This window comes from Pirellulaceae bacterium, from assembly GCA_029243025.1.
Taxonomy (GTDB): domain Bacteria; phylum Planctomycetota; class Planctomycetia; order Pirellulales; family Pirellulaceae.
Window position 1 is genome coordinate 291389 of the sequence record JAQWSU010000018.1, and the last position, 19815, is coordinate 311203.

Sequence of the window (19815 nt, forward strand, 5' to 3'; positions counted from 1 at the left end):
AGGTTTTCAATTCGAGCTATCTAAATGCCAAGATCATCAGTGAATAACGCAAGGTCCAGCTTTTGTAATTGGGTCAGATCACTGGGCGAAAGGCGACGATCACCTTCCGACAACGATGGTTCGATCAATTCCAATCGATCGTCCTGAGCATGCGAGACAGCAACTTTTGACGGAGCCATCGCAGCAAGAATCGGGGACGCAAACACACTTTGTTCGACATCGGTGACTGCCTGTTGATCCGCAAACAGTTGATCGGCCAACATGGCACTTGTCAGCGAAACATCGGAGCGAGGCGAGGGAACCGGCAAAGGCAAACTAGCATTCGTTGCATTCAAAACTAACAATGCGTCAATAGGAGTGATCGATTGATCGGCATTGACATCCGGATATTTGACGCCTTCGATGCGAGCTTCGATCTGATGAGCGCCAACGTTGTTGAGTTCATTGATAAGTAACAACGCATCCAAGGGCGAAACGTGGCCATCGTCGTTGACATCAAGCGGATTCCCAGGATTGGTGTACTCCTCTGACTGGCTGGGAAGCAACAAGGTGGGAGGATCAAAATTACCAACCAACGGCAAAGCGAATTCATCGCCAAACTGAGCAAACAAATCGTTGCCGAACGGCGTTGGCGTGTAATCAATCGTGGGCCAACTGTTGACTGGATCATCGGGCGGACTCATTCGGTTCAACAAGGATTCACCGCCAGAAACCAGAAAGTACCACTCCGAGGCCGCCCGTCCCAAGACGCCAGGACGATCGGGCACCCAAATCCCAAGATCATCAAATCCATCTTGGTCCATGTCGGCAGCAACCGGTCGCTCCCGAACACCAATGAATCCAAAGTTGATAATGTGCTCGGCAAATCCGTCCCAACCACGAAGTGATCCGTCCGCCAAGTCAATCATGAATTGATCATCGGCCCAGGTTGCCAAATCATCGAATCCATCTCCATCAAAGTCACCCACAAATGGGTAACCTGTCAAATTACTTCGGACGATCGCATCCGTCTTAAAATCGTGGTCCGTGTCAAAATACCAAGCTTGGCCGTCAAAAACCGCGACCTCATCGCCATTCTCGTCATTCGCATCGAAACGGCCTGCAACCGGCAAACCGTTGGCGTCATTCGGATCACGACGATCAATATTGGGAACTCCATCGTTATCCGTATCGACCAACCAGCGAAACGTATCATCGAATTTCCCATAGCTGGCAAGCTTGTCGTAACCATCGGTCAGATCATCGGGCCTCAAGGCGAAATTGCCCGCAAAGACTTCATCACTGGTGAAGCCAGCTCGGTAAACAATATCGCGATTGGTAAAGTCCAAATTCTCTGGATCAAATGCAAAATTGCCGTTGGTATCGACCCAAATCGTCCCCGCGCCCCAGACCCCGAGCTCAGGCCGACTGTCAATCGTGAATCGTGCGACGAATTCCCCACCTGGCACCCCATCTCCCGATGGAAAAACGGGAGCCACCGGTGTCCGGCCCGGCGATCCTTCAAAGGGCGAAGCGGCGCCTGATTCACCATCGAGCGAGTTACCGGCGCGATCAGTAATTGAATCCGCGACTGTCAACGTGTATCGATCATCCGGCAAGGGCTCGGCGAGAACCAATATGGCTTGCGTCAGCAGCTGACCTGTCGCGGTGACTTCGGCCTCGACTTCAACCCGCGCGATCGGCATGTTTCCGTTGGCGTCACCGACGAGTTGATAGTGACCCTCCTCGCTAAGAAGCTGAGAGACCGCCGCATCAAAATCGATGCCGGCGCGATCAGGTCCATCTGAAACATGAATCACAATGCGATCCAGGATCGGGTCGGGACCGCTGGCAGGTTTCGGGTCAAACAGACTCGGGTAGCCTTCGACATCCTGAGTCACGTTAACGATTTTGGGACCTACCGAGTCAACGATCAAATCGAACGAAGAGCTTTCGCGATTTCCCGCGGGATCTTCGTAGGAAACCTCCACAACATGCGACCCTTCCGCCAAAGGCGTCACGGTGGAGAGACTCCAATTGCCGTCAAGTTCAAATGGTTGATGCGGGGGTTGTATTGCCTCGTCTCCGTCGTAGGGAACCGCGACAGTCGTGCCCGCTGGTAGACCATCGATTGTCACCGTCACAAGCCCGTTGGCTTCGGCTCGACCGGTAAAATCAGGTGTGCGATCTCGCGTGACACCGTCGAGAAAAGTTGAAAACGCTCCATTAATCCCCGAGTCACTATCCGGATGCAACGCGACTTCACCGCGATAGCCGGTGCGGTCGACAAGCAACGGCAACAAAAAGTCATGACTCAAATTACCGGCCCGATCCTCTACTTCTAATTTCAGATTGTGCAATCCTTCCGGCAAAGTGATTGGAGTTGTCGCAAGCTGTGTTTTGGACGTTAACCCATCCAACAAATCGTCGATTGCAGCGTCATCGGATGAACGATACACCAAAAGCTCATCTCCGGATTCCGATCGAGCATAAAGCCGATACTCCAGATTCTGACCATCGGGAAAGAGGGTCAAGTGATCGGCCTGGTGGGGATCGGATGAAGTCGCAGAGAAGACCAGCGATTCGGCGTAGGTGCGATTGTCGTCATTGTGACGTCCGGAATCGAATTCTTCCCACAGGTCGAGGAACGGCGTATTTGGCTCCAAGGTATCAATCTCAACGGTGAGTTCCGTACTGCGATTCACATTCCCCGCCGCATCCTCGAGACGAGCAAAAACCGAGTAGACACCGTCATCAAGAGGTTCAACGGTGATTTCCCACAGTCCGATTCCATCATCGGACGTTCCATCACTGTCGTCACTGTGAACCGTCGCTTCACCAACTAATTCGTTGTTCGCAAACAACAAAACACGGTTACCTACTGTCCCATGACCGAGAAAGGCGGGGCTTTGAATCCTGGTCACATGATCGAGAGAACTGATACCACTGTCAGCGTACTCTGCTAAATCAATTGTGACGCCTCCGGGCAGTTCGGTGTCGATTTCAAGCTCTAGTAGAAATTCGTGACTGATATTCCCCGCGCGGTCCTCGACCTCTAACTTCAAGTTGTGACTCCCGTCGGCCAGTTCAGGCAACGCAATTTCGTAAAATCCACCGGCAACAAATCCCCCCAACTCGACAAAAGAATCGTAAAGCAACTTCTCTTCGCTAACTCCGTCTCGGTCATAAACACGAAACGCAACGTCATGCGGAAACGGGTTCTCCCCTCCTGCTGGCGTATCGTTGGCGGTTACCGACAGGATCGGCGTATTGTCATAGGTAACTTCGTCATCCGAACGATGGCCTGAGTCTGAGAGTAAATCTAACAAGGGCAGATTGGGTTGGGTCGTATCCACCCAGATAAAAAAGGGCTCTGCCGACGTGAGGTTGCCAGCCAGATCTTCAATTTGAACTTGGATTTGATGCTCACCATCACGGAGTGGATCAAGTTGGATCTGCCACGCACCGAAGCCATCTCCGACCATTCCATCCGACACATCGCTACCCACAACCGTGCTTCCCAACAACAAGCCGTTGGCAATCACCGACACTCGGTCGCCAATCGAACCGGTACCACCCAATGCGGGCGATCGGATCGCCGTCACAAAATCATCATGGAAGGTGCCCGAATCACTGAAAGACTGCAAGGAAACCGCTGGCAGCGAGGGGAATTCCGTGTCGATCTCGAGATCCAACAGGAACGCGTGGCTGATGTTACCCGCTCGATCCTCCACCTCGACCCTTAAGTTGTGCAGACCATCACCCAACTCAGGTAATGATTCGACAAAGAGCCCCTGATCAGTCAGATCGCCCAGAAAACTCAAGGAGTCAACTAACAACTGTTCGCCCATTGCATCGCCGGGTCGGTCATAGACTCGAAAGCGAAGATCACGAGGAAACGAATTATTGCCTCCCCCTGCCGTCGTCGCAGCCGTGATTAAAATATCGGGCGTGTTGTCGCTGGTGATGCGATCAAGGGGATCGATTCCGGAGTCACTGCGTAGATCGAGGAAGGGCATATGCGGATCGGTCGTCACCATCCAAATGGTAACGCTTTCGCTCCGCCCCCGATTACCAGCCAGATCTTCAATTTCGGCAACGATGTCGTATTCGCCATCGGCCAACGGTTCGACGGTTACTTCCCAGGCGCCTTGACCATCTCCGGGACGCCCATCGGTTTCGTCACTTCCAACCGATCCGGTTCCTACGAGCACTCCGTTAGCAAAGATACTGATCTTTGAATTGACCTCACTAACACCAGAAAAGGCGGGCTGCCGCTTGGCAGTCACATTATCATCGTGAAAAACGCCCGTATCACTGGCCTCGATCAAATCGACCGTTGCGATGGGTGCTTGAGTATCGATCGCAACAGTCAGCAAAAAGTCATCGCTGATGTTTCCGGCCCGATCTTCGACTTCCAATTTCAGATTATGAACACCGTCGGGTAATGGTCCGAGCGTTTTTGAAAGTTGCTCCAAATCGGTCAGGCCATCCAGTAAGTTCACGACAGGAATGTCGGGGTCGATCGATGAATCATAGATCATCACTTCCGTTGGATCACCATTCGGATCGGAGGCATCAGCTCGGAGGAAGACGCGATATTTGTAATTAAAGTGATTGAGGTGCTTTTGTTGACGCGGATCGGTTGTCGTCATTGAAACCAGGAACGAATCCGTATTCGTGACGTTATCAACCGCATCAAGACCGGTGTCATCCATCAGATCGAGATACGGTGTATTCGGCTTGAGAGAATCGACCTCCGCCAGCAGAGGTTCCCCAATTGAGCTCACATTGCCGGCGACGTCTTCGTACTCAGCGCGAAAGGCATACTTGTCATCCGCAAGGGGCTCAACAGTAATCTCCCAACTTCCGTCTGGGTTGGTGACTGATTGACCAATCACTTCCGTTTGAACGCCCAAACGATTAGCCATGATGCGAACTTTGACATTCGGTTCACCAATCCCACTGAAGGCGGGCTGCGCCTGGGAGGTAACATTATCGTTCATGGACATCCCAGTGTCACTTGAGTTCAACAGATCAGGTTGATCTGCACCATTTGGCGGATCAAGATCGATGGTCAGCCCAAACGGAGAGGACAACTGGCCACGACCAGTCACTGGAACATTCTCGTCCCCCAGCAAACTACCATCAAAGGTTTCTACAGCCGCATTAACGACGTAGAGACCGCTGACCAGTTCTTGATCGGCAAGGGTAAATTCATAGAGCGTTCCCGAATCATTCAACGGCGTCGCATAGCCGGAGTGAAGATCGCCTGTATCCAAATTGGTGACGGAAACTCTTACGGCAACACCCGCTTGCCTTGGCAATTCCGGGACTCCCGACGCATCGACTGGGGAGGAAAGCAAAGACACTCCCATCGCCAAGTAATCCGCCAAGTCTGCTTGCAGAATCACATCAGGTGTTGCATCAGCGGTAATCGAATCTCGATTTAACATCCCGGTGTCGCTTGCCGGGGTCAACCGCAATACCGTCGGAATCGGTGCGGCAAAGTTTTCAACCTCCAGGTCATAACGATTCGTCGACTCACCGTCACTCGCCAACACCCTGACAAAATAAACCTGTTGTGAAACGACGGGAATCACAATTTGTTCGTCATCGTCATTTGATTCAGCGCGTGCGATTGTATTACCAGCCACATCATCGACAGCCAAATCAAGGTCACCCAGACGGTGATCAAAAATTGCATTGAGAATCAGTTTACCGGTCGAGTGCGCGGAAATACGAAAGCGGTCCGTGCCGCCCGGTTGCTCGATCGCCCCCTTAACAATAACCGTCTCAGGTCCCTCCGTGTTGGCCGTGAAGGTAATGGGCGCATTGGGTAACGCCCACGAATCATCCACCTCCTGTACGACCTGCAGATCGGACGCTAACAGCAGGCGCCCTTCGAGAGATTCTAGTTGCCAACTCGCTTGTCTTCGCATCCGATCGGAACGTCTTGCTGATTTGCCTAACCGACGAAGACCCCTGCGACTCCTTGATTTGCGGACCAACACCACAACACTCCTTGCTTCCAAATCATTTGTTGTCGTTCCTGAGACTCAGAAAAGTCGTTTTCATCTGCAGGTGCTACGATCGCACCATCGAAAACGAAGCTTCCCAACCTTTCGCTGCGTTCCTGCAGGCGAGTTTTTAGGTGTGAGCCAATCAGAAGATATTAAAATAGGCAACCAGGGGCAAGAAAGAGACGTGTGTCGACTGCGATTTCTTTCAGGATTTCATCGACTGCGGAATGGTTGCCGGAGTCTGGACAATGAAAAAACGAAAGGAAGTCGCCACCCCAATTCGCCTGTCCTGCGCCATACTCCGCATGCAACCAATTCTGCAACGGTTCGAGCTTCTGAGGGCCCCACCTGAAGAAATGGACCCAACAAGCAGGCGAGATCGTGCGGAAGAAACCTCGATCCCGATCAGCTTTGATGATTTTGCGGCAGATGATTGGCTCAATTTTAGAGCCGACAAAGGATTTCACGGTTAGGCCGCGGCCGCCGCCTGTTCCAGGGCGCATGTCAGCAGCTCACAGGAGGTGTCGGTGGTTTTGACGAATCTCGTCTAGCTCCCCAAACGACGTCTCAGACCGGCAAACGATCAGATTTTGGTAGCCTGTTCGGATTTTTTTCTCGCCGCTTAGCTTCACTTTTTTACCTTCAAGGAGTTAAAGTAGTGACCATTAAAAACTTTCCGTGGCTACCTGCAGCCAATCCGCCCTTCGAAAGACTGTCCGATGAGTAAGATCAGCACTGTTACCGTGAAGCACGCGAACCGTTCGATTTGGGGCCACTTGGCGGAGAGAGAAAAATCGCTACCTCTCGTGACGCCACTCGATATTTACCCACAGTTTCAAGAAACACGTGGATCCTGGTTCTGGGATTCAGGAATGGCAGTCATTGAAATTGAGACGGAGGACGGGATTGTCGGTTCGGGATGGTGCGAGGATGGTTGCGATGCAATTGCCAAATTCATCGATCTTCACCTCAGCCATCTTCTGATTGGTCAGAATGCTGCAGAGATCGAGGGCCTTTGGGACCGTTTATTTCGAGCTTCACTTCCCTATGGCCGTAAGGGTGTCGCGTTACATGCGATCAGCGCGATCGACATTGCCTTGTGGGATATCGCCGGCAAGGTGGCGGGAAAGCCCCTCTACGAATTACTGGGGGGACCCGTGCGGGAATCCATTCCGGTTTACGCTTCCGCCCTCCATCCGGTTGGGCATGAAAAAGTGGCGGAAGAGGCACGGGCCTACGTCGCCGAGGGCTACAAGGCGATGAAAATGCGATTTCCCTATGGACCGGGTGCCGGTGTCGAGGGAATGCGGGCCAACGAAGAGCACATTGCGAATGTTCGGGACGCCGTGGGTGATGACATTGAGATCATGGCTGACGCCTACATGGGTTGGGACTTTCTTTACGCAAAAAAAATGGTGCGGATGCTCGAACCGTATCAACTAGCTTGGCTTGAGGAAGCCTTTTTGCCCGATGATCTCAACAGTTACGCCAATCTTCGCCAGGAAACTGACATTCCAATTTCAGGTGGAGAACACGAATACACAAGATTCGGATTCCAGCAGATCATTGAAAAAGAAGCGATGGATATTCTCCAACCGGACCTACGGCGGTGCGGAGGAATCACGGAGGGCAAAAAGATTGCCGCACTCGCCTACGCCGCAGGTTTGCCGATCATTCCACACGCTTATGGAGTCACGCACATCCACTTTTCACTGGCCACCGTCAATTGCCCAATGATTGAATATTTCCCCATGCCCTCCTGGGACTCCTTACCGGATGTGGAGGTTGAACCCATTTTCCACGGAGAACCACAACCGCAAGGCGGCATTGTTAGAATGAGCCAGGAGGCTGGACTCGGAGTAAGTGTGAACCCCAAGATTTTTTCCTGATCGCTCATTATGACCTTACTTGATTGGTGCATTGCCATACTTCTAAACGGTTCGGTGATCGCGTATGCGCTCTTTCGCGGCCGCGACACAAAAACCAGCGGAGATTGGTTTCTGGCTGGCAAGACGCTGCCTTTTTGGATCGTAGGGCTGTCGCTTTATGCCACACTGATCGACTCGGCCGACTTGATTGCGGATACGGGTGGCGCCTATAGCCTGGGGCTGAGGCTATTCGTTCCCAACCTGGTCGGCGTGATGGGAGGTTGGATTGTGCTGGCCCACTTCGTTGCAATCCCGATGTATCGGCAAGGGATGTATACGAATGCGGAATTTCTGGAGGCTCGGTTCGGGGTGGGTGCGCGCATCATTAGCGTGCTGGTTCAGGTCCTTTACCGAACGGTGATGATTGGGATGATCAGCACGGCGATCTATCTCATGCTTCATGTCGTCTGCGGTTGGCAAAGCGAATACGCCTGGACAGGCGTTGTGGGGATTGCTCTTGTGGCAACCATTTACACCATGTCCGGTGGTCTTAAATCCGTTGCGATTACCGATGCGATGCAGGGCGTCGTCATCTTGATCGCAGCCGTGACAATATTCATCGCTGTTTCGAACAATATTGGCGGCTGGACGGGCGTGGAGGAAAAAATCGCGGCAACAAATCCGGCACTTGCTCAACAAATCATGCATATCGGCAGTGACTATACCGAAACGATTGACACGACGAATTTTTCTTCCGATCAATTAACCCGCGCCTTGAGGATCGGCGGTCATCATCACGCGACTGACTCCGAGATCACCCGCACCACACCGGCTTGGTTAATTATCATTAATTTCATCATCGTCGGCTTTGCCTACTCGATTGTAAATCACACGCAGTCTATGCGACTGCTCGGTTCAAAGAGCGAGTGGCATATGAAAATGGCGATTGTACCAGCCGGCTTATTGCTCATCATCATGACTTATCTCTCGCTTGGCCTGGGCGTGATGGGAAGAGGTTTGTTTCCCGACCCAGACATGTTACCGGACGGTCGGTCTGACAATATTTTCCCTCACATCTTACAACAGTTCGGGACCTCTGGACTCACCGGACTTGTCGTCGCTGGAGTGTTCGCAGCCGCTTTTTCTACCTATGATTCGATCGGTTCGACACTTTCTTCGCTGCTCACCCGCGACATTTATGCTCGCCTGATCGTGACCAACCGAAGCGATCAACATTACTTGGCCGTAGGCAGATGGCTAACGCCAGTGATCATCTTCGGATCCTTCATCTACGTGCCGGCACTTCTGGCTGAAGGAATGATTTTCACCTATCTCAAAATCGTTGGTGCCTTCGTGGTACCACTCCTAACTGTCTATCTGTTTGGCACGTTCACGCGCGTGCACCGGTCTTCCGCTCTTCCTGGCCTGATTATCGGCGTAGGTTTTGGCGTTGTGGCACTCAACGCACCCAAACTGGCGATCGAGTCGAATCTGTGGCTACTGCCGCCCGTGTTCATGAACAGTTATGCGACCGCGCCGCTCGGCTGCGTCTTGACGGCAATCACCATGCTCTTGATCACACTGACCCGCGGTTGGACTTCCCCAAAAGAGCTTTACATTCAGTCCCAAACTCCAGACAGCTGGCTCTCGCAAAGTCAAAAGCAAATCATCCAAAGTGAAAAACTCGCCGACGTAGATGTTAAAACGGAGAGTTCCAAGACGCCTTTGCTACTCGGCTTAGCCGTTTGGGGGATCGGTTTGATACTCACGTTCGTCGTGTTTTGGTAGACTATCCAGTCAGTCAAAACAACAAATCATGAGCAGGCAAAAACTATGAAACCACTATCACGGTATGCCGCATTACTGATTGTCGCTGTTGTCGGATCGGTTCATTTTGCTTCCGCGGAACAAGACGGCTCTGCACAAAACGGGGCTGTCAAACCATCACAAATCAAGGGCTGGAAAAAAGGTATCGGCTGGGGTTGGATTTGGGGACGAAAAGATGAAGTCGGAGCCTTCAATGCGATGACGGATGAGAGCCGGGCCGCTGCCCTACGACTCGCCACCCATGGCAAAGTCTATGATCTTGGCATCACTTACAGTCGGAACAGTTACATCTGGCCCGGGCACAGCCCTGGAGAAGTCATGACTTACCGATCACCGGAGGGAGTGGCCCGTCAAAAAGACCATGAATTCGCGCTGCCGGCTGTTAATCCGGTCGAGAATCGTTGGCACAGTTGCGCGCTGTTTATCAACGACAATGTGGCGACCCAAATCGATGGTCTCGGTCACGTCACGGCTGGCAAAGACAACCACTGGTACAATGGTTTCACGGAAAGTCAGTGGGGAGGTGACTTTGGACCACGCAAGTGTGATTCAACCACCATCCCTCCCGTGGTAGCGCGCGGCGTCATGCTTGACATCGCAGGGCTCAAAGGAGTCGACGAGCTCGAGTCGGGATACGGCATTACCCCTGCCGACATCGACGCAGCCCTTGCTGCTCAAAACATGGAATTGCTCCCAGGCGACTGCGTCTTTGTCAGGACTGGAACTTTGCGACACTGGGGCGACGACGGTGCAGATCACGAAAAAATTGCCGAGCACGATTCGGCTGGCATCACCCTGGCTACTGCGAGATACCTGGTTGAAGAACACGGAGCCATGATGATTGGATCGGATACGAGTGGGCTGGAGCAGGCGCCCGCTGCCGCTGGATCAAAATCATTCATCCCAGTCCACAACTATTTGCTGATCGAGCAAGGAGTACACATTGCCGAATTCCATTACCTGGAGGATCTTGCCGACGACGAGGTTTACGAATTCTGCTACGTGGCCTCAACCAATAAAATCGCCGGCACGGCGGCCGGGTTCACCATGCGACCACTCGCGATGAAGTGAGCGACCACTCGCCAAGCAAAGCCTTACGTCTCCACAACCACAGGGACCGTCTTCCTCCGTCCGACCCCTTTCACACTTTGCGATCGATGCGATCTTTCCCAGCATGCTCAATCGTGGCATTTGTGTAAGACATCGCGACCGATCGGTCTCCTTCAATCGCCGGAAGGGTCTCTTGGAGCTCATCGTTGTCCTCGGAAGATTTCCGAGGACAACCAGGACCGCAGGCGAAATCCAGCCAAGCTTCGTGCGTTTGTCCGTGTTGGCCATCTCACAAACGTTCTGCTCCAAGCATTCTGCTCGCTTTGACCGGCAAAGGTCTACCCATTTTGGCGGCCCCCACAGCGTGATCCGTCTCGAGTAAAAACGAGTCCTCCGACGGGTTAGGCCCCTGCGTCACGCTTACAACCGCAACGACTGGTTCATGAATTCGATCAATTCTGTCTGATTCCAGAGGTAAGCTCACCTTTTTCTCGAACGGTCTCCGATGGATGGGAAAACTGACCTGAATAGCGAAAACTATTCGATTTTGTCAGCCACGCGGATTAAGAGTACTGGTAACAATTGGCTTTTTTTCTAAAGTGAAGGGGTGGAGCGAGCAACCTTGCCCTCAACCTCTCGTTGGATGTTTTGTTCCATTCCGTCGTTTCCTTCCGAATGGAACAGCTCCACTATCCACCTCGATGCAGGAGTCGGAACATTGAAGATCTTGATGGCCAGCAGCGAAGTTGTGCCGTTCGCAAAGACGGGCGGCCTTGCAGATGTTTGTGGTTCTTTGCCCGTCGAACTCGCGAAACTCGGCCACCAAATTTCTGTGATCATGCCAGCCTTTCGGTCGGTAACAAAAACAGACATCCCGCTCACTGACACGGGCTTAGCGGTCGATATACCGATCGGAAGCAAAATCGTGAGCGGCCGCATCCTTCGCAGCCAGCTGCCGGGCAGCAATGTACCCGTATTTTTCGTGGAGCAACCCGACTATTTTGATCGGAACGAACTCTATCGTGAATCAGGCGAGGATTACAAAGACAATTGCGAACGCTTTGTCTTCTTCTGTCGAGCGGTAATGGAGTGCGTTCGTTTGCTCGATTTGGATATCGACTTGATCCACGCCAACGACTGGCAAACCGGATTGATTCCTGCGCTTCAAAAAATTGAATACGAAAGTGCCCCCGGTTACGAACACATCGCGACTCTGCTCACCATCCACAACATGGCCTACCAAGGTCAGTTCTGGCACTGGGACATGCTTCTGACGGGGATCGACTGGAAGTACTTCAACTGGCATCAGATGGAGTACTACGGCAACCTTAACCTGCTCAAGACCGGCATCGTGTTTTCAGATTCCATCAACACGGTCAGCCCTCGATATGCCCAGGAGATTCAAACGGATCCGTTTGGATGTGGTCTCGAAAACGTACTCGGCCATCGCCGTAAGGTGTTGTCGGGCATTATCAATGGCGTCAGTTACGACGCCTGGAATCCGGCAACCGACCCGCACCTCGCGTCGAATTTCGATCCGACGGATTGGCAGACGGGCAAACTGAGCTGCAAAACAGATTTACAACAGCGTTTGGAACTACCGACAAAGCCGGACGTACCTTTGATCGGACTGGTCGGTCGGCTAGCTGACCAGAAAGGTTTCGACCTAGTCGCACAAGTCATGAGACACTGGGTCACCTCTCGCGACGTGCAATGGGCAATTCTCGGTACGGGTGAACCGAGCTACCATGAACTGTTCAAACAGCTATCGGCAGACTATCCCGATAGAGTGGCTGCAAAGCTCGAGTTTTCGAACGAGTGGGCTCACCAGATCGAAGCGGGTGCTGACATCTTTTTGATGCCCAGTCGTTATGAGCCATGTGGATTGAATCAACTCTACAGTTTGAAGTATGGTACGGTCCCGGTCGTGCACGCTACGGGTGGATTGGCGGACTCGATTGCCGACGCATCACCGAGTAATCTGTCAGCGCAATCCGCCAACGGATTTAGTTTCGACGTCTACGAAGCGGCGGCGTTGGAGCGCACTTTGGATCGGGCGTGCGAGATGTATCGCGACGATAAACCGACATGGAATCAGCTGGTCAACACCGGCATGCAACAGGATTGGTCCTGGGCTGAAAGTGCCCGCAAGTATGCCGAGCTCTACGAATCCACAATCGCCCGAGCCAACTCAGCCGTCTGTGCCTGAACGTCGCTACGACCCTATCTCGGGACGCTGGGTCGTAATCGCCGAAAACCGTACAGCCCGCCCGCACGATTTACCGATCAAGATTGACGAACCGCAACTCGAATCGTGCTCGTTCTGCGCCGGTCGAGAATCCGAAACGACCGAACCGGTTGCCGTTTGGGCGCCGACCGCATCCCCTTCGCATGACCACGAATGGCAAGTTCGTGTTGTCCCGAATCTCTATCCGGCATTCGTTCCAGCGGGCTCTCTTACACCCGACTCGCCGGTGATCGGCAAGGAGCATTCGTTGGGCTTGCACGATGTGGTGATCGAGTCGCCACAACATCAGCGACGCATGACTGAACTGACTGTCGCCGAAACCCGAATCGTTTTCGAGGCCTATCGCGGCCGCTTGCAAGACTATGCCAAAGCTGACGCAATCGCTTACGGATTTTTCTTCAAGAACTGTGGGAGTGCGGCCGGAATGTCGCGTGAACACATCCACAGTCAGATGGTAGGTCTGCCATTTGTGCCTCCCGTTGTGCAAACGGAACTCGATAACTCGAAAAGATTCTTTCTGGAAACGGGACGATGTGTTTTTTGCGATTTGATCCGCCGTGAACGAGACGAAAAACTACGAATCGTAGCCGAAAGTGACCAGCTGATCGCTTTCTGTCCTTATGCGAGTCGGTTCAGCTACGAAACTTGGATTCTTCCTAAAAAACATCTGTTCTTCTTTGAACAAACTGCGAATGATTTACTCCTCGAACTCGCGCAGATGGTTCACGAAGTATTGCAAGGTCTGGAACAAGAGCTTAATCGGCCAGCTTACAACTACTTGTTACATACAAACCCCTTTGACACTTGCCGGAAAGACCACTATCACTGGCATATTGAGATTATTCCGCGGCTCGCGCGGCTCGCTGGACTCGAATGGGGTACGGGGATTCACATCAACAGTGTCTCTCCCGAGGCAGCTGCGGTCAGACTGCGCAAACAAACCGGTTGCTAACGAACAACAAAAGTTTTCCGCCAAGAAAAGATAGATAAGCAAGGCAAGATGTGCCGATCTAACCTTTGGGTTGGTTCGGCGCCAATTTCGACAAAAACCGTTCACCAAAATCTCGCTCCCCCAAAAAAACGACGATGATGAAACAGACAATCAATCTTTGCCTCGCGCTACACAACCACCAACCGGTGGGTAATTTTGACCATGTAATTCAACAAGCTTACGAAGACAGCTATCTCCCCTTTTTGGATGTCTTTGAACGCTATTCGAATCTACGTATTTCGTTGCACACCAGCGGCCCTTTGATCGAGTGGTTCGACAACCACCACCCCGAATATTTAGATCGGCTGGCTGGTCTTGTCACCGCCGGCAGGATCGAGATCGTGGGGGGAGCTTTTTACGAACCGATTCTCACGATGATTCCATCTCGTGATCGGATTGGTCAAATTACGGACTACAGCAAATGGCTTGAGTCTCGTTTGGGGGCGGACATTCGCGGCATGTGGATTCCCGAACGAGTTTGGGAACAGCAACTCACCAGCGACCTCCATGCAGCAAACATCCAATATACGCTTTTGGATGACCGCCATTTCAAGAATGCGGGACTCCGGGACGACCAACTGCACGGCTACTACGTCACAGAAGACGACGGTAACTTGGTCAGCGTCTTTCCGGGTAGCGAGCGTCTCCGATACTTGATTCCGTTTGCCAATCCTCATGAGACCATCGATTTCTTACGGCAATCGGCCGAACGTTATCCCGGCTCCATCATGGTGTTTGGCGACGACGGTGAAAAATTCGGGACCTGGCCTGACACAAAGCGACATGTTTACGACGAAGGATGGTTGAGCCAATTCTTTGATCTGCTTTCAGCGAATCAGGAATGGCTGCACACCGTCACACTTTCGGAAGCGATGCAAAGTGTCCCGCCAACGGGAAAAGTCTATTTACCTGAAGGCAGCTACCGAGAAATGACCGAGTGGGCTTTGCCTGTCGCTCGTCAAAACGAGTTTGATCATCTTTCTCACGAAATGGAGAGTGATGAACGTTGGCAAACACTCAGTCAGTATTTACGTGGTGGTTACTGGCGGAACTTCAAAGTGAAGTATCCCGAGACTGACGAGATGTATAGTCGCATGATGATGGTCAGCCGTCGTCTTGAGGAAGCCAGGCAAAGCGGTATTTCCGAGGAGGTTCTAGAGGGACCCCGTCGAGAACTTTACCGCGGTCAGTGTAACTGCAGTTATTGGCATGGAGCGTTCGGTGGAGTTTACCTCCCCCACCTGAGAAACGCTGTCTTCAACCATCTGATCGCCGCGGACAACCTACTGGACCAGATTCTGGGTAAGCCCGCATGCTGGGTAGAAGGCTCCGCCGACGATTTCAACTTCGACGCACGCCCTGAAATTCAGTTACGAAATGACAAATTAATGTGTCTGCTATCGCCGTCCTTCGGTGGCCACATGTATGAATTAGACGTGCGATCAATTTGCCATAACTTGCAAGCCTCACTGACTCGGCGAGAAGAGGCCTATCACCGCAAGGTGCTTGCTGGTGCTAACTCACAAGAGGGTGAAGTGGCCAGCATTCACGATCGAGTTATCTTCAAGCAAGAAAATCTGGACCAACGCGTTCAGTACGACAGTTACCCTCGCAACTCGCTCGTCGACCATTTTTACCATCCGGACACAAGTTTGGAATCGGTCGCACGGGGTGAGGCCAACGAAATTGGCGACTTCGTTCAGGGTTCCTTTGAATCGCGACTCCGACGCAATCCGGATCGCATCCAAGCCCAACTGACTCGTGAAGGCAAGATCGGAAACCACACCGTACGGATTACCAAAGGCGTCACCCTTCAGTCCGGCGTCTCGACACTTGAAATTGCCTACCTTCTGGAAGGGCTACCTCAGGACGATCCGACGCTGTTTGGCGTCGAGTTCAACTTTGCGGGCATGCCGTCCGGCGCCGATGATCGCTACTTTTTCTCGGGTGACGAACGGTTCGGTCAGCTTGGTCAGCAACTTTCGTTGACCAACCTGCAAAGTTTTGGCTTGTCCGACGAGTGGTTGGGGCTCAGCGTTCGCTTGAACCTGAATCAGCCCACCAACTTCTGGACCCATCCGGTAGAAACCGTCAGCCAGTCCGAAGGTGGTTTCGAGCTTGTTCACCAGTCAGTCATGGTTATGCCTCACTGGCATGTCCGCGGCGATCAAGATGGACGTTGGAGTGTGACGCTCCACTTGGACATCGACACGACATTCGCTGAAAGTCGCATGCACGCGGACGCAGCAGCCTTGTCGTAAGCGAGAAACGAGAAACGCGGATGCGCACCGACGACGCTTTTGGGGGGAGTCGTCTGGGGCGCATCCGCGTTGTTTTTTGCGCTACTCGCCCTCCAGCTTCGCAAGCTGTCGCCAATCGATCGCTTGCAGAGCCTGAGAGTCTCGCCAGCCAACACGGGCTAAAACCGGCGGAATACTGCGAGCAGCCAGTTCATCTTGATTCGATTCCAAACTGGGATCATCTTGGGCGGAATGTTCGAGGTCATTCAACACAACTCCCGCCAGCGACAAGCCGTCTCGAAAAGTCATAGCACAAATCAAGGTTTGCAACGCCTGATTGATGACTCCAATTCGATTCGGTGCGACGATTACAAGCGGAAATCCCATCTGCTCGGCCAAATCGGCCACATAGAGTTCATTGGTCACTGGCGACATCAGACCGCCGGCTCCTTCGACAAGAACAAATTCAAAGTCAGCCCAAGCCTCGAGGCCTCCTACCAGACCGTCCACATCCATTTCACGCCCTTCCGCTCGAGCTGCCAGATGGGGAGCAAGCGGAGCCGCGAACGTCTGCGGACAAACCCGCTCCAAATCCAACGGTCGATCGGCCGCGTCCCAGAGCTCCTGAGCGTCAGTAACAAGCGGTTGATCCGCACGAGTTTCACAACCGCTGGCGACAGGCTTGTAAACACCCACTCGACATCCGGTAGCTCGCAGCGCACGAGCAATCGCCGCCGTAACATACGTTTTGCCGACTCCTGTGTCCGTACCAGTAATGAACAACCCATGATTCGGTTTGCGTTTCATAACCGTTAAGGTACCATCACCACCAGCCCCTTCGAAAGAGCCAACCTCTCGCAAAACGAGACGATGACCGAACCATTCCCCCCGCAGATCCAGGTAGCTTTGATTCAAATGAGCTGCTGCTGTGACCCACAAACGAATATCGAAACAGCCCTAGCGCGAATCGCGACAGCCGCCAGCGAGGGCGCAGACGTCGTCTGCTTGCAGGAACTATTTGCCAGCGAGTACCCGTGTCAGACCGAAAACCATCAACAGTTTGATCTCGCCGAACCCTTGCCGGGGCCAACCTATGATCGCGTATCGGCAGCAGCCCAGAGCAACCAGGTGGTCGTGATCGGTTCATTCTTCGAACAACGTGCTCCAGGCATCTATCACAACACAGCAGTCGTATTCGACACCGACGGGAGGGAAGTTGGACGTTACCGAAAAATGCACATCCCGGACGATCCGCTTTATTATGAAAAATTCTATTTCACACCTGGCGACCTCGGATTTCGAACGATCGCAACATCAAAAGGTCCGCTTGGCGTCTGCATCTGCTGGGACCAATGGTTTCCTGAGGCCGCGCGGCTGACGGCATTAAGTGGAGCTCAGATTCTGTTCTATCCGACGGCGATTGGCTGGCTACCGGCGGAAAAAGAACAGTGGGGTGCGACCCAATGCTCGGCGTGGGAAACCATGATGCGAAGCCACGCGATTGCGAATGGGGTTTTTGTTGCCGCAGCAAATCGGATCGGGCAGGAAGGTGAACTCGAATTCTGGGGCCAGTCATTTATCTGCGACCCGAACGGAAACGTGATCGCACGAGCGGCCGATGACCGGGAACAGATTCTTCGCGCCGAATGCAACCTGGCCCAAGTCGATGCCGTTCGTACCCATTGGCCCTTCCTACGTGATCGAAGAATCGACGCCTATCAAGGACTTGAAAAACGGTACCTCGAAGATGACGATTGCTGACCCCGTATCACTCGGCTATCGGTGGCCTGCCGAATGGGAACCTCACCAGGCAACTTGGCTTGCCTGGCCTCACAATGCCGAAACTTGGCCAGGCTGCCTTGAGGCCGCCCAACGCCAATTCGCAGAACTCGTCAACAGCATCGCGCAATTCGAACCCGTCCGGCTGCTGGTAGGTGAAGGCGAAAGCTTGCGAACGGCTGAGCGCATGCTCTCAGGAATCTCCAACACTCAATTTCACCAGATCGCTACCAATGATGCCTGGATCAGGGATCATGGCCCCACGTTTCTTTCTGCCGATCAGATTGAACGGGAAGCTGCCATAATTGACTGGAAATTCAACGCTTGGGGTAACAAGTATGCGCCTTTTGACCGGGATGACTCGGTCCCACGTCGAATCGGTGAGCTAACCGGTAAACGCCGTTTTTCGGCAGATATTGTTTTGGAAGGTGGCGCGATTGATGGAAATGGCACCGGGCTGCTACTCACGACCGATCGCTGCTTACTGAATCCCAATCGAAATCCGAAATTGGACCGCCAACAGTTGGAAAGTTGGCTCGCCCGCTGGCTCGGCACGAAAAAAGTGATCTGGTTGGCCGGTGAGATCCCTGGCGACGACACCGACGGCCACATCGATCAGATTGCCAGGTTTATTGATCGCACGACCGTCATCCTCGCTGATCGGCCCGAACATCCCATGGCCCAGCAAAACCAAGCTCGATTACGTCAAATCAGCGAAGAATTGCAAATCGAACTGAAAACCAAAACCCTGCCAATGCCCGCAGCTCGCTGGAACGGATCACAACGCTTGCCGACGAGTTACATAAATTTCTATATTACCAATCAAGCGGTAATCGTTCCGACGTTCGATGATCCAGCGGATTCCGTGGCTTGCGAATGCCTTCAGGACTCGTTTCCGAACCGAAAGATTGTGCCCCAAGCCGCGGATATTCTAGTCGCTGGCTTGGGAGCTATTCACTGTCTGACCCAACAAGAACCTGTTTCGAACTTACCATGAAACAACAAACGACTAACGCCTCCGCGGCTGCACACAACCGAAACGCTTGGGATCAATTGGCCAAGCAGAAGCAACGCTTCACCAGAGCTGCAAAAGATGAGGAATTCCGGGAACCGCTGCGAATCCTGGACGGCAACGGCTGGCTGGGAGGGCAAATTGAGGGCAAACGCCTGCTGTGCCTCGCCGCCGGCGGAGGTCGCCAAGCACCTCTTTACGCAGCGACCGGAGCGCAAGTGACCGTCGTGGATGTCAGCCCCGATCAATTGGAACTAGATCGCATCGTGGCCGCCGAACGCGGACTGGACATCCGCACCGTGGAAACATCCATGGACGATCTCGCTATGTTCTCAGTCGGCGAGTTCGACATCGTGATTCATCCGGTCAGCACATGCTACGTCCCGAATGTGAACGCGGTTTACCAACAAGTTTCACGAGTCACCGCTGCGGGTGGACTCTATATTAGCCAACACAAACAACCCGTTAGCCTGCAGGCATCCACCACTCCCATCGACGCAGGTTATCCTTTGGCAGAACCCTACTACCGAGAAGGTCCACTCCCCGCAGTCAACGGCAGTCTGCACCGCGAAGAAGGAACGCTGGAGTTCTTGCATCGCTGGGATCAGTTACTTGGAGCGATGTGTCAAGCGGGTTTCTTAATCGAAGACCTGACGGAACCTTGCCATGCGGAGCCGGAAGCGGAGCTTGGCACGTTCGGGCACCGAAGTCAGTACGCTCCTCCCTACGTTCGCATCAAAGCCAGGCGACGCGCCGATAGTCAACAAATGCCAATGGTTTGGACACCTTGATTTTTCC

Annotated in this window: 12 protein-coding genes; 9 read left to right on the forward strand and 3 right to left on the reverse strand. The window is 53.0% G+C overall.

Annotation, left to right across the window (positions count from 1 at the left end; translation table 11 throughout):
* Nucleotides 1–20: 20 nt before the first annotated feature.
* Nucleotides 21–5921: an Ig-like domain-containing protein gene (locus P8N76_08710; protein ID MDG2381742.1), complete on the reverse strand. Its 5901-nt coding sequence runs from the start codon at nt 5919–5921 to the stop codon at nt 21–23.
* A gap of 233 nt (nt 5922–6154) precedes the next feature.
* Complete coding sequence (locus tag P8N76_08715) at nt 6155–6505, reverse strand: hypothetical protein (GenBank protein ID MDG2381743.1); 351 nt, start codon at nt 6503–6505, stop codon at nt 6155–6157.
* A 216-nt stretch (nt 6506–6721) separates the two neighbouring features.
* Between P8N76_08715 and P8N76_08720 the strand changes: the two genes are divergently transcribed.
* From P8N76_08720 to P8N76_08745, 6 genes are all read left to right on the forward strand, one after another.
* Nucleotides 6722–7891: an enolase C-terminal domain-like protein gene (locus tag P8N76_08720; protein MDG2381744.1), complete on the forward strand. Its 1170-nt coding sequence runs from the start codon at nt 6722–6724 to the stop codon at nt 7889–7891.
* A 9-nt stretch (nt 7892–7900) separates the two neighbouring features.
* On the forward strand, nt 7901–9658 hold the full coding sequence (locus P8N76_08725; protein MDG2381745.1) for a hypothetical protein: 1758 nt from the start codon (nt 7901–7903) through the stop codon (nt 9656–9658).
* Between the two features lie 45 nt (nt 9659–9703).
* The gene (locus P8N76_08730; GenBank protein ID MDG2381746.1) at nt 9704–10768 is read left to right on the forward strand and encodes a cyclase family protein; all 1065 of its coding nucleotides are present in this window, start codon (nt 9704–9706) and stop codon (nt 10766–10768) included.
* A gap of 697 nt (nt 10769–11465) precedes the next feature.
* The gene (gene glgA / locus P8N76_08735; GenBank protein MDG2381747.1) at nt 11466–12956 is read left to right on the forward strand and encodes a glycogen synthase GlgA; all 1491 of its coding nucleotides are present in this window, start codon (nt 11466–11468) and stop codon (nt 12954–12956) included.
* Complete coding sequence (gene galT / locus P8N76_08740; protein MDG2381748.1) at nt 12901–13947, forward strand: galactose-1-phosphate uridylyltransferase; 1047 nt, start codon at nt 12901–12903, stop codon at nt 13945–13947. The genes glgA and galT overlap by 56 nt, the downstream gene beginning before the upstream one ends.
* Before the next feature lie 134 nt (nt 13948–14081).
* Nucleotides 14082–16247: a DUF1926 domain-containing protein gene (locus P8N76_08745; protein MDG2381749.1), complete on the forward strand. Its 2166-nt coding sequence runs from the start codon at nt 14082–14084 to the stop codon at nt 16245–16247.
* Between the two features lie 81 nt (nt 16248–16328).
* On the opposite strand, the gene bioD is transcribed toward P8N76_08745, so the two are convergent.
* Nucleotides 16329–17033, reverse strand: a complete 705-nt coding sequence (gene bioD / locus P8N76_08750) for a dethiobiotin synthase (protein ID MDG2381750.1) — start codon at nt 17031–17033, stop codon at nt 16329–16331.
* A gap of 63 nt (nt 17034–17096) precedes the next feature.
* Here bioD and P8N76_08755 point away from each other — a divergent pair, with 63 nt between their 5' ends.
* From P8N76_08755 to P8N76_08765, 3 genes are read left to right on the forward strand one after another with little or no spacing between them, the layout of a single operon-like run.
* Nucleotides 17097–17987 (forward strand): carbon-nitrogen hydrolase, encoded by an 891-nt coding sequence (locus P8N76_08755; protein MDG2381751.1) that lies wholly within the window; start codon nt 17097–17099, stop codon nt 17985–17987.
* The gene (locus P8N76_08760) at nt 17974–19002 is read left to right on the forward strand and encodes an agmatine deiminase family protein (protein ID MDG2381752.1); all 1029 of its coding nucleotides are present in this window, start codon (nt 17974–17976) and stop codon (nt 19000–19002) included. The genes P8N76_08755 and P8N76_08760 overlap by 14 nt, the downstream gene beginning before the upstream one ends.
* Nucleotides 18999–19808 (forward strand): class I SAM-dependent methyltransferase, encoded by an 810-nt coding sequence (locus P8N76_08765; GenBank protein MDG2381753.1) that lies wholly within the window; start codon nt 18999–19001, stop codon nt 19806–19808. The genes P8N76_08760 and P8N76_08765 overlap by 4 nt, the downstream gene beginning before the upstream one ends.
* Nucleotides 19809–19815: the final 7 nt, after the last annotated feature.

What these genes read in the sequence shown, in the direction of transcription:
- P8N76_08745 (MDG2381749.1), top strand. Translation starts at nt 14,082, where the DNA reads ATGATGAAACAGACAATCAATCTTTGCCTCGCGCTACACAACCACCAA.
- P8N76_08715 (MDG2381743.1), bottom strand. Translation starts at nt 6,505, where the DNA reads ATGCGCCCTGGAACAGGCGGCGGCCGCGGCCTAACCGTGAAATCCTTT.
- P8N76_08755 (MDG2381751.1), top strand. Translation starts at nt 17,097, where the DNA reads ATGACCGAACCATTCCCCCCGCAGATCCAGGTAGCTTTGATTCAAATG.
- P8N76_08760 (MDG2381752.1), top strand. Translation starts at nt 17,974, where the DNA reads ATGACGATTGCTGACCCCGTATCACTCGGCTATCGGTGGCCTGCCGAA.
- P8N76_08720 (MDG2381744.1), top strand. Translation starts at nt 6,722, where the DNA reads ATGAGTAAGATCAGCACTGTTACCGTGAAGCACGCGAACCGTTCGATT.
- galT (MDG2381748.1), top strand. Translation starts at nt 12,901, where the DNA reads ATGCCGAGCTCTACGAATCCACAATCGCCCGAGCCAACTCAGCCGTCT.
- P8N76_08765 (MDG2381753.1), top strand. Translation starts at nt 18,999, where the DNA reads ATGAAACAACAAACGACTAACGCCTCCGCGGCTGCACACAACCGAAAC.
- P8N76_08710 (MDG2381742.1), bottom strand. Translation starts at nt 5,921, where the DNA reads ATGCGAAGACAAGCGAGTTGGCAACTAGAATCTCTCGAAGGGCGCCTG.
- bioD (MDG2381750.1), bottom strand. Translation starts at nt 17,033, where the DNA reads ATGAAACGCAAACCGAATCATGGGTTGTTCATTACTGGTACGGACACA.
- P8N76_08730 (MDG2381746.1), top strand. Translation starts at nt 9,704, where the DNA reads ATGAAACCACTATCACGGTATGCCGCATTACTGATTGTCGCTGTTGTC.
- P8N76_08725 (MDG2381745.1), top strand. Translation starts at nt 7,901, where the DNA reads ATGACCTTACTTGATTGGTGCATTGCCATACTTCTAAACGGTTCGGTG.